The organism is Aquabacter spiritensis, from assembly GCF_004346185.1.
Classification (GTDB): Bacteria; Pseudomonadota; Alphaproteobacteria; order Rhizobiales; family Xanthobacteraceae; genus Aquabacter; species Aquabacter spiritensis.
Genome location: NZ_SMAI01000019.1, coordinates 1 through 13,171, shown reverse-complemented (window position 1 = coordinate 13,171; position 13,171 = coordinate 1). Strand labels below are relative to the sequence as shown.

Sequence of the window (13,171 nt, the reverse complement as noted above, 5' to 3'; positions counted from 1 at the left end):
TCACGGCGACAGGGCGATGATCATCCGGAGAGAGGGGGGCGATCCCTTGCGCCTGCCGCTGGTCGCGCCCGGCCTCAAGGTCGGTCTGTTCGGCGGCAGCTTCAATCCGGCTCACGCGGCGCATCGCGAGGTGAGCCTACTGGCCCTGAAGCGGCTGCGGCTCGACCGGGTATGGTGGCTGGTTAGTCCCGGCAACCCCCTGAAGGACAACAGCCACCTGCCCACTCTTGAAGAGCGCGTCGTCTTCGCCCGCACGGTTGCCGCCCATCCGCGCATCGATGTGACCGGCATCGAGGCGGCGCTCGGCACCCGCTACACATTCGAGACGGTCGCGGCCCTGCGGGCCCGAGCGCCGCAGGTGCGATTCGTCTGGATCATGGGGGCGGATAACCTCACCGGCTTTCATCGCTGGCAGAATTGGCGCGACCTTGCCGGGCTTCTGCCCATTGCGGTGGTGGATCGCATGGGCGACAGCCTCTCGGCCACCGCCTCCCGTGCGGCCCGCGCTTTGGCGCGCGATCGCGTGGAGGAGAGCGACGCCGCGCTCCTTCCCACCCTTCCGCCGCCCGCTTGGATCTTCCTCCACGGGATGAAATCTCCGGTCTCCTCGACCGGGATTCGCGCCGCGCAGAGCGCTGGGGCGGCAGACTGATCGGCCGGAGCGGGTCGAGCCTTGATATTTTCCCGGTTTGCCCCCATTCTAAAGGCGCGGTTAACAGGGTGATGCGCTTGCGGTTCACCCGGCCGCTGCAATGAGCGAGAGGATCCGGACCCCTGTCCACATCGGCCTCCTTGGCGGCCGCCATGCCTATGGCGCCCGCACCGGTCTCCCAAGCGCAACCTGACGCCGAGGAGATCCTCGCCCTGGTTCTCGCACGCCTGGACGACGACAAGTCGGAAGACATCGTCCCCATCGATCTGCGCGGGAAGACCTCCATCGCCGACCATATGGTGATCGCCTCCGGCCGCTCCCAGCGGCACGTCGGCGCGATCGCCGAGCACCTCATCGAGGCGCTCAAGGCGGCCGGAGTTCCGCGCGTGCGCGTCGAAGGCCAGCCCGCCTGCGACTGGGTGCTGATCGATGCGGGCGATATCATCGTCCACGTCTTCCAGCCCGAAGTGCGCAGCTTCTACAATATCGAGAAGATGTGGTCGGGCAGCGCCCGCGCCTGATCGCCCTTTACCCGCCCTTGTGATCCGAGAGGGCGAGCCGTGCGCATTCTCATCGCCTGTGTCGGCCGCCTGAAGGCAGGGGCCGAACGCGACCTGGTGGCGCGCTATGTCGAACGCGCCCGCGGAACCGGCCGCGGGCTGTCTTTCAGCGGCTTCGACACCGTCGAAATTGCGGAATCGGCAGCGCGTCGCGCCGAAGACCGGATGCAGGAAGAGGGGGCGGCCTTGCTCGCGGCGATTCCCGCCGGAGCCGAGATCGTTAGTCTCGACCCGCGCGCCCGTCCGCTCAGCAGCGAAGACTTTTCCGCCTGGCTCGCCGGCGCCCGCGATTCGGGGCGGAGCGCGGTCGTCTTCGTGATCGGCGGGGCGGACGGCCTCTCGGACGCGGTCAGGCGCCGCGCCGGACTCGCGCTGTCTTACGGTGCCGCCACGTTCCCGCATCAGATCGTGCGAATCCTGCTGGCCGAGCAGCTCTATCGCGCCACCACGATCCTGTCCGGCCATCCCTATCATCGCGCCTGAACTCTCCCGCCGGCTGTGCCGCGCGGCCAGGCTTTGACTTCGCCGCCCGGCTCCCCGCATGCTTTACCGCTGCGCAACCCTGCGGCCTTAAGCTTGCGTTCATGACCTTTCGCATCGGCCCGCCCTTCCGCGCCTTGGCGCTCCTCTTCGCGCTCGGCGCGGGGATGTCCGTCTGCGTCTCCGGCAGCCGCGCGCAACAGCCGAACGTGCCGGTGCCCCCGCCGCGCCCGGCCGTCCCAGGCGCGGCGCGGCCCCTGCCGCAGATCGACACGCAGGCGCTCCGAGGCGATGTCCAGCGCAACGAAGCCCTTCAGGCCCAGGTGCGCGGCGAATTGGAGGCGGCGTCCGGCGATCGCGGCAAGCTCGCCCGGATGCTGGTCGACACGACCGGCCGGATCCGCGAGGTGGAACAGCAATTGATCGAGGTCGAAGCGCGGATGGCGGAACTCGACCGCGTCGGCGCGGGCATCCGGGCCTCGCTGGTGAAGCGCCGCGCCTTGCTGGAGGAAGTGCTGGGCGCGCTGGTGCGGCTCGGCCGAAATCCGCCGCCGCCGCTTTTGATGCGGCCGGACGATGCGCTCGATGCGGTGCGCTCCGCGATCCTGCTCGGGGCGATCCTGCCGGAAATGCGGGTCGAGGCCGAGACGCTGGCGGCCGATCTCTCGGAACTCGCACGCGTGCGCAGCGAGCTTTCGACCGCCCGCGATCGTCTCGAAGCCCTGCGGCGCGCCTTGGACGAGGACCGCGCGCGAATCTCTGCTTTGGTCGCCGAGCGCCAGCGCCGGCAGGCGGAGGCGAATCCCGTCCAGACCGGCGAGAGGGCGCAGGCCGAGGCGCTGGCGAAGAGCACGGGCGATGTGCACGATCTCGTGACCCGGCTCGAAACCGAAGTGGCGCCGGCGGCCCGCGCGGCCGATGCCGCCCGGGCGGAAGCGCCCGCGCCGGCAGAGGGCACGCCCGCGGTGCGGACCGATCTCGCCGCCTTGCCGAACCCGGCGCGGCTCGCGCCGGCAATGCCCTTCGTCGAGGCCAAGGGCTTGCTGCCATTGCCGGTTGCCGGCGTGCGGCTGCGCGATTTCGGCGCGCCGGACGGGTTCGGAGGCAGCGAGAAGGGGCTCACTTTGGCGACCCGGGTGGGCGCCCAGGTCGCGGCCCCTTGCGATGGCTGGGTGGTTTATGCCGGACCGTTCCGAAGTTACGGGCAACTCTTGATCATCAATGGCGGCGGCGGGTACCATGTCCTGATGGCAGGGATGGATCGCATCACCGTGGAGCTCGGCCAATTCGTTCTGGCGGGGGAGCCGGTGGCGGTGATGGGCGGCGGCTCGCGCGGCGCAAATGCGGCCTCGGGACAGCCTCAATTGTATGTGGAATTCCGAAAAGACGGAATTTCGATCGATCCCGCTCCCTGGTGGGCGGCAACGGACAGTCAGAAGGTGCGCGGATGATGCGTCGTACGTCTCTCTTTGCTTTTGGCGTCGCCGCCGGTGCCCTGGCGACCGTGCTCGTGACCCAGCCAAACTTCGTTTCAAGCATGGCGGCCGAGGCGGCCTCGTCCGACACCTACCGGCAGCTCAACCTGTTCGGAGACGTGTTCGAGCGGGTGCGCTCGGACTATGTCGAGAAGCCCGATGACGCCAAGCTGGTGGAATCGGCGATCAACGGCATGCTCGCCGGCCTCGACCCGCATTCCTCCTACATGGACGCGAAGAGCTTCCGCGACATGCAGGTGCAGACTCGCGGCGAGTTCGGCGGCCTCGGCATCGAGGTGACGATGGAAGATGGCCTGGTCAAGGTCATCGCCCCCATCGACGACACCCCCGCTGCGAAAGCGGGCGTCTTGGCCGGCGACGTCATCACCAAGCTCGACGGCGAGCAGGTGCAGGGGATGACGCTCAACCAGGCGGTCGAGAAGATGCGCGGCGGGGTCAACACGCCGATCACTCTGACCATTGTCCGCAAGGGCGCCGACAAGCCGGTCGAGATCAAGGTGGTGCGCGACACCATCCGGATCCGGGCGGTGCGCTCGCGGATCGAGAATGGCGATATCGGCTATGTCCGCATCACCTCGTTCAACGAGCAGACCTACGACAATCTGAAGAAAGCGATCGAGGACGTCACGGCGCAGATCGGACCCGACAAGGTCAAGGGCTACATCATCGACCTGCGCAACAATCCCGGCGGTCTGCTCGATCAGGCGATCGCGGTGTCCGACGCCTTCCTCGAGCGCGGCGAGATCGTCTCGACGCGCGGCCGGAATTCGGACGAGACCCAGCGCTTCAACGCCCGCGGCGGCGATCTGACGAAGGGCCGGCCGATCATCATCCTGACCAATGGCGGCTCCGCCTCGGCGTCCGAGATCGTCGCCGGCGCACTCCAGGACCACAAGCGCGCGACCGTCCTCGGTTCGCGCTCGTTCGGCAAGGGATCGGTGCAGACCATCATCCCGCTCGGCGGCAACGGCGCGCTGCGGCTGACCACGGCGCGCTATTACACGCCGTCGGGCCGCTCCATCCAGGCCAAGGGAATCGAGCCGGACATCGTCCTGATCCAGGATCTGCCGGAGGAGCAGAAAGCCAAGATCGCGGCGGCCGGCGGCGACACGACGCGCGGCGAAGCTTCGTTGCGCGGCCATCTGAAGAATGGCGAGGACGAACAGGCCGGATCGCCGTCCTACGTCCCGGCAGATCCGAAGGACGACACCCAGCTGAAGATGGCGGTCGAACTCCTGGAGGGCACGCAGAAGAATGCGGCGTTCCCGCCGAACCCGAGCAAGACCAGCGTCGCCAATTGAGGCGTCCGCCGCGCCCTGCCTAGGGGGCGCCATCCTTCGATAAGGCCCCGCCGGGTTCACCCCCCGGCGGGGCCTTTGTTTTAAGATCCCCGCCGGCCGGGCATGTCCCTGGCGGCGTCCCTCAGCTCCGGGTGCCGGCGGTGGGAGGATCATGCGGGGGTGAATCCGCGGCGGCCGCGCGCGGTCTTTACCGGGACGTCTTCTGCTTCATTCTTGAGCAGGGTTTTGCGCGCGTGAGCTGCAAACGCTCAGTGCGGCTTGCGGCGCGCGCGCAGCGGTGCGTTGCGCGCCATGGCATGTCTCTTGCTGATCCTGCGGGAAAATCCCGCCTCAGGAGAGTCCTTCATGTCGTTCTCTCGCCGCTCGATCATCGCCGCCTGCACCGCTGTTGCGCTTGGCGTCATCCCGCTCAGCGCACGCGCCGACGGCCTGGACGACATCATGAAGGCGGGCGTCATCAAGATCGCGGTGCCGCAGGATTTCCCACCCTTCGGCTCGGTTGGGCCGGATCTCAAGCCGATCGGCTACGATATCGACGTCGCGAACCTCATCGCCGCCAAGCTCGGCGTGAAGGCGGAACTTGTGCCGGTCTCGTCGGCCAATCGCATCCCCTATCTCCAGACCAAGAAGGTGGATCTGGTCATTTCCTCGCTGGGCAAGAATGCGGAACGCGAGAAGGTGATCGATTTCTCGGTGGCCTATGCGCCGTTCTTCAATGGCGTGTTCGGGCCGGCGGACCTGAAGGTATCGAAGGCGGAGGACCTTGCCGGCATGACGGTCGGTGTGACCCGCGGTTCGGTGGAGGACCTTGAGCTTGCCAAGGTCGCCCCGCCTTCCACCGAGATCAAGCGCTACGAGGACAACAACTCCACAATATCCGCCTTTCTGTCCGGTCAGGTGAAGGCCATCGCCACCGGCAATGTGGTCGCTGCGGCCATCCTTGCGCGCAACCCGCCGAAGAAGCCGGAGGTGAAGTTCCTGATCAAGAACTCTCCCTGCTTCGTAGGGTTGAACAAAGACGAGCCGAAGCTGCTGGCGAAGGTTGACTCGATCCTCGCGGCGGCCAAGACGGACGGCGCGCTGAACGCCATTGCCCAGAAATGGCTCGGCGCCCCGCTGCCCGCCGACATGTGACGTATCGCTGCCCGCTCCCACCTGCGGGGATGGGCATGGTCGTGCCGATGGTCGCGCTGGGAGGGATGCGGAGCAGACATGGCGTACAGCCTCGATTTCGGAGCTTTGGCGGAATACGCGCCCATCTTCGCCAAAGGCGTCGCCGTCACGTCCGAGCTGACGCTGGTCGGCGGCGTGCTCGGTGTCGGTCTCGGCATCCTGTGTGCATGGGTGCGAACCGATGGGCCGAAGGCGCTTCGACCCATCGTGTCGCTCTATGTGGAGGTGATCCGAAACACGCCGTTTCTGATCCAGCTTTTTTTCATCTTCTTCGGCCTGCCCTCCATCGGCGTCTCCTTGACCGAGATGCAGGCGGCGATCCTCGCCATGGTGGTCAATCTCGGGGCCTATGCCGCTGAGATCATTCGCGCCGGCATCGAGGCGACGCCGCGCGGCCAGTTCGAAGCGGGTGCCAGCCTTGCCATGACCCGGCTTCAGATCTTCCGGAACGTGGTCTTGGTCCCGGCCCTTCAGAGGATCTGGCCGGCTTTGTCCTCGCAGATCATCATCGTCATGTTCGGCTCGGCGGTGTGCTCGCAGATCGCTGTCGAGGACATCACGTTCGCCGCGAATTTCATTCAATCGCGCAATTTCCGCGCGTTCGAGGCCTATATCGTGGCGACAGTGCTGTACCTGATTCTGGCACTCATCCTGCGCCAGATCATGCGGAGCCTCGGGACGATCATCTTTCCTCGCCGGAGGGTCGTGCGATGAGCCCGTTCACCACCTGGGACATCGTGCGCAACCTGCTTTTTGCGGCGCAATGGACGGTCATCCTCTCTCTGGTGGCGTTCATCGGCGGCGGGGTGGTCGGCCTGCTCATGCTGTTCGCGCGCACCTCCAAGCGCGTCGCCGCGCGCCGCTTGGCCATTCTTTATATCGAGCTGTTCCAGGGCACCCCGCTCCTGATGCAGCTCTTCCTGTTCTTCTTCGGCCTGTCGCTCATCGGCTTCAACGTGCCGCCCTGGCTTGCGGCGGGCCTCGCGCTGACGCTGTGGACCGCGGCCTTTCTCGCCGAAATCTGGCGTGGGTGCGTGGAGGCGATTCCCCGCGGCCAGTGGGAGGCGTCCTCGAGCCTCGCCATGAGCTATTTCGAGCAGATGCGCTACGTGGTCCTGCCGCAGGCACTGCGAATCGCCGTGCCACCGACCGTGGGCTTCTCGGTTCAGGTGGTGAAGGCCACCGCGCTCACATCGATCATCGGATTCGTGGAGCTGTCGAAGGCGTCCACCATGATCACCAATGCCACTTTCCAGCCCTTCGTGGTCTACGGCTTCGCCGCCCTCATGTATTTCGCCTTGTGCTGGCCTCTCTCCAAGAGCAGCCAGCTTCTGGAAAGGAAGCTGAATGTCGCTCATCGCAATCACTGAGGTGCGAAAGCGCTTCGGCGACAACGAAGTGTTGAAAGGAATCAACCTCGACGTCGCTGCCGGTGAGGTGATCGCCATCATCGGAAAAAGCGGCTCGGGCAAGTCCACGCTGCTGCGCTGCATCAACGGCCTGGAGACGATCGACGAGGGAACGATTCTCGTCGCCGGCGCGCAACTCGCGCCCGACGAGCTTCATCTGCGCGCGCTGCGGCTCAAAGTCGGCATGATCTTCCAAAGCTTCAACCTGTTTCCGCATCTCACCGCCGGACGCAACGTGATGCTTTCGCCGATGGTGGTGAAGAAGGTGCCGGCCAAGGAAGCGCAGGCGGAGGCGCAGGCGCGCCTGGAGCAGGTCGGGCTCGGCCACAAGTTCGACGCCTATCCCGACGAATTGTCCGGCGGCCAGCAGCAGCGCGTCGCCATTGCCCGCGCGCTCGCAATGAAGCCTCTGGCTTTGTTGTGCGACGAGATCACTTCGGCGCTCGATCCCGAACTGGTCAACGAGGTCCTCCAAGTGGTGGGCAAGCTCGCGGCCGAAGGCATGACGCTGCTGATGGTGACGCACGAGATGCGGTTCGCGCGCGAAGTGTGTGACCGCGTCGTCTTCATGCACCAGGGCCGGGTGCATGAGATCGGCCCGCCGGAAGAGGTGTTCGGCGCGCCCAAGACTTTGGAGCTGCAACAGTTCCTCGGCATCGCCTGAGCCCGGCCGACAGGAGGGGAGACGACCGATGGGACGCCGGATCTGCCCTTGGGTGAGTTCGGGCGCGACCGTGCGCCGCAATGGTGCGGCAATGCGGCACCCGGGTTGAAACCGGGCTGTGTTGCCGCTTCGCCAAGCCTGTGTTAGGCAACCGCAACTTCCCGGGAGCGGCGTTCTCCGCGCTCCGGGATCTGGGCATTGATAATCCCAACAGATCAAGGGTTTCAGCTCGCGGCGCGTGCAGCGCTCCGGGTCCGACCCGAGAGAGGCGCGGGTGGCGGAAACGATCGTGTCAGGCATGGCGGGGCGCTATGCGACCGCACTGTTCGAACTGGCCGACGAGGCTGGATCCATCGATGCCGTGAAGGCGGATCTCGACCAGCTCGTCGCCCTGATAGGCGAGAGCGCGGATTTCGCCCGGCTGGTGAAGAGCCCGGTGTTCTCGGCGGAAGAGCAGGAGCGCGCCGTCACGGCGGTGCTCGGCGCGCTCGGCATTGCCGGCCTGTCCGCCAATTTCGTCAAGCTCGTCGCCCAAAACCGCCGCCTGTTCGCGCTTCCGGGCATGATCAAGGGCTATGCCGCGCTCGTCGCCGCCCAGCGCGGCGAGGTCACGGCCGAGGTGACGGTGGCGGAGCCGATCGGCGACGCGCACCTGGCGACGCTGAAAGCCGCGCTCGCCGAACAGACCGGCAAGGACGTGGGCCTCGACGTCATCGTCGATCCCTCAATTCTCGGGGGTCTCATCGTGAAGCTCGGCTCGCGCATGGTCGATGCTTCGCTGAAGACCAAACTCAATTCTATCCGGCATGCGATGAAAGAGGTCCGCTGATGGACATTCGAGCCGCTGAAATTTCTGCCATCCTGAAGGAGCAGATCCAGAATTTCGGCCAGGAGGCGGAAGTCTCGGAGGTCGGTCAGGTTCTCTCCGTCGGCGACGGCATCGCCCGCGTCTACGGCCTCGACAATGTCCAGGCCGGCGAGATGGTCGAGTTCGAGAACGGCACGCGCGGCATGGCGCTGAACCTCGAAATCGACAATGTCGGCATCGTGATCTTCGGCTCCGACCGCGAGATCAAGGAAGGCCAGACGGTCAAGCGCACCGGCGCCATCGTCGACGTGCCGGTCGGCCGCGGCTTGCTCGGCCGCGTCGTCGACGCGCTGGGCAACCCGATCGACGGCAAAGGTCCGATCGCATTCACCGAGCGCCGCCGCGTCGACGTGAAGGCGCCCGGCATCATTCCCCGCAAATCGGTGCACGAGCCGATGCAGACCGGCCTCAAGGCGATCGATGCCTTGATCCCGATCGGCCGTGGCCAGCGGGAGCTGATCATCGGCGACCGCCAGACCGGCAAGACCGCCGTCGCGCTCGACGCCATTCTCAACCAGAAGCCCATCAACCAGGGCACGGACGAGAAGGCGAAGCTCTATTGCGTCTATGTCGCCGTGGGCCAGAAGCGCTCGACCGTGGCGCAGTTCGTGAAGGTTCTGGAGGAGCAGGGCGCGCTGGAATATTCCATCGTGGTCGCCGCCACTGCCTCCGATGCCGCGCCGATGCAGTTTCTTGCGCCGTTCTCCGGCACCGCGATGGGCGAGTATTTCCGCGACAACGGGATGCACGCCCTCATCATCCATGACGACCTCTCCAAACAGGCCGTCGCCTATCGCCAGATGTCGCTGCTGCTGCGCCGCCCGCCGGGCCGCGAAGCCTATCCCGGCGACGTGTTCTACCTCCATTCCCGCCTGCTCGAGCGCGCCGCCAAGCTCAATGACGAGAACGGCGCCGGCTCCCTGACCGCGCTGCCGGTCATCGAGACCCAGGCGAACGACGTGTCGGCCTATATCCCGACCAATGTGATCTCGATCACCGACGGTCAGATCTTCCTCGAGTCCGACCTGTTCTACCAGGGCATCCGCCCGGCGGTGAATGTCGGCCTCTCGGTGTCGCGCGTCGGCTCCTCCGCCCAGATCAAGGCGATGAAGCAGGTGGCGGGCAAGATCAAGGGCGAGCTCGCCCAGTATCGCGAGCTGGCCGCCTTCGCCCAGTTCGGCTCCGACCTCGACGCTTCGACCCAGAAGCTGCTGAACCGCGGCGCGCGCCTGACCGAGCTCCTGAAGCAGAGCCAGTTCGCTCCGCTCAAGGTCGAGGAGCAGGTGGTCGTGATCTTCGCTGGCACGAACGGCTATCTCGATCCGCTGCCGGTGTCCAAGGTGCGCGAGTTCGAGCAAGGCTTCCTCCTCGCCATGCGCTCGCAGCACGCCGACATCCTCGACACCATCCGCACCACCAAGGAACTCTCCAAGGAGACCACCGAGAAGCTCGTGAAGGCGCTCGATGGCTTCTCCAAGAGCTTTGCCTGAGGCGGTTCGCCGAAGGCGCCTTGAAGCGGTCCATGTGAAGGGACGGGTGCGATGCCGAGCCTGAAAGACTTAAGAAACCGCATCGCCTCGGTGAAGGCGACGCAGAAGATCACCAAGGCGATGCAGATGGTCGCCGCGGCGAAGCTGCGTCGGGCCCAGACCGCGGCGGAGGCGGCACGCCCCTTTGCCGAGCGGATGGAGACGGTGCTCGGCAATCTGGCCGGCGGCATCACGACCAGCGCGGATACCCCGCTCCTGCTCGCCGGCACCGGCAGCGATGCGCGGCATCTGCTGATCGTGTGCACGTCCGAGCGCGGCCTGTGCGGCGCCTTCAACACCTCCATCGTCCGGCTCGTCCGCGAGCGGGCGAACGCGCTGATGGCGCAGGGCAAGACGGTCGAGTTCTTCTGCGTCGGCCGTAAGGGCTACGACCAGTTGCGCCGCCAATACCCCAAGCAGATCGTCGAGTTCGTCGATCTGCGCGCGGTCCGGGTGCTGGGCTACGACAATGCCCACGACATTGCGGACAAGGTCATCTCCCTGTTCAACAAAGGCGGGTTCGACGTCGCCACCCTGTTCTATTCGCACTTCAAGAATGTGGTGACGCAGATCCCGACCGCCCAGCAGGTCATCCCCGCGGTGTTCGCGGCGAAGGCGGGCGAGGCGGTGCCCTACGATTACGAGCCGGAAGAGAGCGAGATCCTGGCCGACCTGCTGCCGCGCAACATCGCGGTCCAGGTGTTCCGGGCCCTGCTCGAAAACCAGGCCTCCTTCTACGGCTCTCAGATGAGCGCCATGGACAATGCCACGCGCAATGCGGGCGACATGATCAAGAAGCAGACGCTGATCTATAACCGGACGCGTCAGGCCATGATCACGAAGGAACTCATCGAAATCATCTCCGGCGCCGAAGCGCTCTGACGGCCGCGGGACGAGGATAAAGGACGACGAACATGGCGAACCCCACCGGACGCATCACCCAGGTCATCGGCGCCGTCGTCGACGTGCAGTTCGACGCGCACCTGCCGGCAATTCTCAATGCGCTGGAGACCTCGAACCAGGGCAACCGCCTGGTGCTCGAAGTCGCCCAGCATCTCGGCGAGAACACCGTGCGCACCATCGCCATGGACTCCACCGAGGGTCTCGTGCGCGGCCAGCCGGTCACCGATACCGGATCGCCGATCATGGTTCCGGTGGGCGAGGCGACCCTCGGCCGCATCATGAACGTCATCGGCGAGCCGGTGGACGAACTCGGGCCGGTGGTCGGCGAAGCGATGCGCGCCATCCATCAGGACGCCCCGTCTTATGCCGACCAGTCGACGGAAGCCGAGATCCTGGTCACCGGCATCAAGGTGGTGGACCTGCTCGCCCCCTATTCCAAGGGCGGCAAGATCGGCCTGTTCGGCGGCGCGGGCGTCGGCAAGACCGTGCTGATCATGGAGCTGATCAACAATATCGCGAAGGCCCACGGCGGCTATTCGGTGTTTGCCGGCGTCGGCGAGCGCACCCGCGAGGGCAACGATCTCTATTACGAGATGATCGAGTCCAAGGTGAACGTCGATCCGCACGAGCATGACGGGTCGGCCGCCGGCTCGAAATGCGCCCTGGTCTACGGCCAGATGAACGAGCCTCCGGGCGCCCGCGCCCGCGTCGCGCTGACCGGCCTCACGGTGGCCGAGCATTTCCGCGACCAGGGCCAGGACGTGCTGTTCTTCGTCGACAACATCTTCCGCTTCACCCAGGCCGGCTCGGAAGTCTCGGCGTTGCTCGGCCGCATCCCCTCGGCGGTGGGCTATCAGCCGACGCTCGCGACCGACATGGGCGCGCTGCAGGAGCGCATCACCACGACGACCAAGGGCTCGATCACCTCGGTCCAGGCGATCTACGTGCCGGCCGACGATCTGACCGACCCGGCTCCCGCCGCCTCCTTCGCCCATTTGGATGCGACCACCGTTCTGTCGCGCTCGATCGCGGAGAAGGGCATCTATCCCGCGGTCGACCCGCTCGACTCGACCTCGCGCATCCTCTCCCCGCTGGTGATCGGCGAGGAGCATTACAATGTGGCGCGCCAGGTCCAGCAGACCCTGCAGCGCTACAAGGCGCTCCAGGACATCATCGCCATTCTCGGCATGGACGAGCTGTCCGAAGAGGACAAGCTGGTGGTCGCCCGCGCCCGCAAGATCGAGCGCTTCCTCAGCCAGCCCTTCCATGTCGCGGAAGTGTTCACCGGCTCGCCCGGCAAGCTGGTCGACCTCGCCGACACCATCAAGGGCTTCAAGGGCCTGGTGGAAGGCAAGTATGACCACCTGCCCGAGCAGGCCTTCTACATGGTCGGCTCGATCGAGGAAGCGATCGAGAAGGGCAAGAAGCTCGCCGCCGACGCGGCGTGAGGCTGCGCCGCGCCCTTCGGCGCGGCGGATCCCGCCGGACGCGGTGTTTTTCGAATGTGACGCGGTCCCACCCGCGCGCCGGCGACGGCGGCGCCGGTGGGAATTCAGGCGGGAAGCGGAGATACGGATATGGCCACCTTCACCTTTGAGCTCGTCTCGCCGGAGCGGCTGGTGTTTTCGGGCGCCGTCACCTGGGTCGACGTGCCCGGTGCGGAAGGCGACTTTTCGGTCGGGGCGGGCCACGCCCCGTTCATCGCCATGCTGCGTCCGGGCATCCTGACGATCCGCGGCGAGGGCGCCGCCAAGCGGCTGTTCGTGCGCGGCGGCTTCGCCGAGGCGAACCCGACCAGCCTCACGGTGCTCGCCGAGCGCGCGACGCCGGTCGAGGAGATCGACGTGGCGCAGCTGCGCCAGCTGATCAAGGACGCCGAGGAGGACCTCGCCGACGCCCGCACCGACGAGGCGCGCCAGAAGGCCACGGTGATGCTCGGCGATCTCAAGCAGGTGGTCGAGGCGCTCGGCCACGGCGCGACCGGCGGCACCACGCACTGACCGGACGATCTTTCCAAGGTGTCACAGGCCGGGCCATCGCCCGGCCTCAGACCGCTGACAAACCCCGTCGATTTTTCGGCGGGGTTTTTGTTTGGGTTGGGGCCGGTCGGTTTTTGGCTATGGCGTCGGTCGATTT

The 13,171-nt window shown here is 66.2% G+C and carries 14 protein-coding genes; all 14 read left to right on the top strand.

The annotated features are described in order from the left end of the window. The first annotated feature begins 16 nt into the window (after positions 1-16). The 14 genes from EDC64_RS21500 (at position 17) to EDC64_RS21435 (ending at position 13,035) form a co-directional block, all read left to right on the top strand. On the top strand, positions 17-652 hold the full coding sequence (locus EDC64_RS21500; RefSeq protein WP_132035424.1) for a nicotinate-nucleotide adenylyltransferase: 636 nt from the start codon (positions 17-19) through the stop codon (positions 650-652). Positions 653-804: 152 nt separating this feature from the next. Then, the gene (gene rsfS / locus EDC64_RS21495; protein WP_132035421.1) at positions 805-1,173 is read left to right on the top strand and encodes a ribosome silencing factor; all 369 of its coding nucleotides are present in this window, start codon (positions 805-807) and stop codon (positions 1,171-1,173) included. Positions 1,174-1,212: 39 nt separating this feature from the next. Continuing rightward, the gene (gene rlmH / locus EDC64_RS21490; protein WP_132035418.1) at positions 1,213-1,695 is read left to right on the top strand and encodes a 23S rRNA (pseudouridine(1915)-N(3))-methyltransferase RlmH; all 483 of its coding nucleotides are present in this window, start codon (positions 1,213-1,215) and stop codon (positions 1,693-1,695) included. Positions 1,696-1,796: 101 nt separating this feature from the next. Then, positions 1,797-3,143: a murein hydrolase activator EnvC family protein gene (locus EDC64_RS21485; protein WP_245504830.1), complete on the top strand. Its 1,347-nt coding sequence runs from the start codon at positions 1,797-1,799 to the stop codon at positions 3,141-3,143. Further along, a complete protein-coding gene (locus EDC64_RS21480) occupies positions 3,140-4,489 on the top strand; it encodes a S41 family peptidase (RefSeq protein ID WP_132035415.1) in 1,350 nt (449 codons plus the stop codon). The genes EDC64_RS21485 and EDC64_RS21480 overlap by 4 nt, the downstream gene beginning before the upstream one ends. Positions 4,490-4,834: 345 nt before the next feature. Continuing rightward, positions 4,835-5,623, top strand: coding sequence for a transporter substrate-binding domain-containing protein (locus tag EDC64_RS21475; RefSeq protein ID WP_132035412.1), 789 nt, complete (start codon positions 4,835-4,837; stop codon positions 5,621-5,623). Between the two features lie 78 nt (positions 5,624-5,701). After that, positions 5,702-6,376: an amino acid ABC transporter permease gene (locus tag EDC64_RS21470; protein WP_132035409.1), complete on the top strand. Its 675-nt coding sequence runs from the start codon at positions 5,702-5,704 to the stop codon at positions 6,374-6,376. After that, positions 6,373-7,032 carry an amino acid ABC transporter permease gene (locus tag EDC64_RS21465; RefSeq protein ID WP_132035405.1) on the top strand — a complete coding sequence of 220 codons (660 nt, stop codon included), beginning with the start codon at positions 6,373-6,375 and terminating at the stop codon, positions 7,030-7,032. Before EDC64_RS21470 ends, EDC64_RS21465 begins: the two co-directional genes overlap by 4 nt. Further along, positions 7,010-7,735, top strand: a complete 726-nt coding sequence (locus EDC64_RS21460) for an amino acid ABC transporter ATP-binding protein (RefSeq protein WP_132035402.1) — start codon at positions 7,010-7,012, stop codon at positions 7,733-7,735. The genes EDC64_RS21465 and EDC64_RS21460 overlap by 23 nt, the downstream gene beginning before the upstream one ends. 274 nt (positions 7,736-8,009) lie before the next feature. Beyond that, complete coding sequence (locus EDC64_RS21455; protein WP_132035400.1) at positions 8,010-8,564, top strand: F0F1 ATP synthase subunit delta; 555 nt, start codon at positions 8,010-8,012, stop codon at positions 8,562-8,564. Then, complete coding sequence (gene atpA / locus EDC64_RS21450) at positions 8,564-10,093, top strand: F0F1 ATP synthase subunit alpha (protein WP_132035397.1); 1,530 nt, start codon at positions 8,564-8,566, stop codon at positions 10,091-10,093. The genes EDC64_RS21455 and atpA overlap by 1 nt, the downstream gene beginning before the upstream one ends. Positions 10,094-10,144: 51 nt before the next feature. Next, positions 10,145-11,014 carry a F0F1 ATP synthase subunit gamma gene (locus EDC64_RS21445; RefSeq protein ID WP_132035394.1) on the top strand — a complete coding sequence of 290 codons (870 nt, stop codon included), beginning with the start codon at positions 10,145-10,147 and terminating at the stop codon, positions 11,012-11,014. Positions 11,015-11,046: 32 nt separating this feature from the next. After that, entirely contained in the window at positions 11,047-12,483 is a 1,437-nt protein-coding gene (gene atpD / locus EDC64_RS21440; RefSeq protein ID WP_132035391.1) for a F0F1 ATP synthase subunit beta, read from the top strand. A gap of 129 nt (positions 12,484-12,612) precedes the next feature. Further along, positions 12,613-13,035, top strand: coding sequence for a F0F1 ATP synthase subunit epsilon (locus EDC64_RS21435; RefSeq protein WP_132035388.1), 423 nt, complete (start codon positions 12,613-12,615; stop codon positions 13,033-13,035). Positions 13,036-13,171 lie beyond the last annotated feature (136 nt).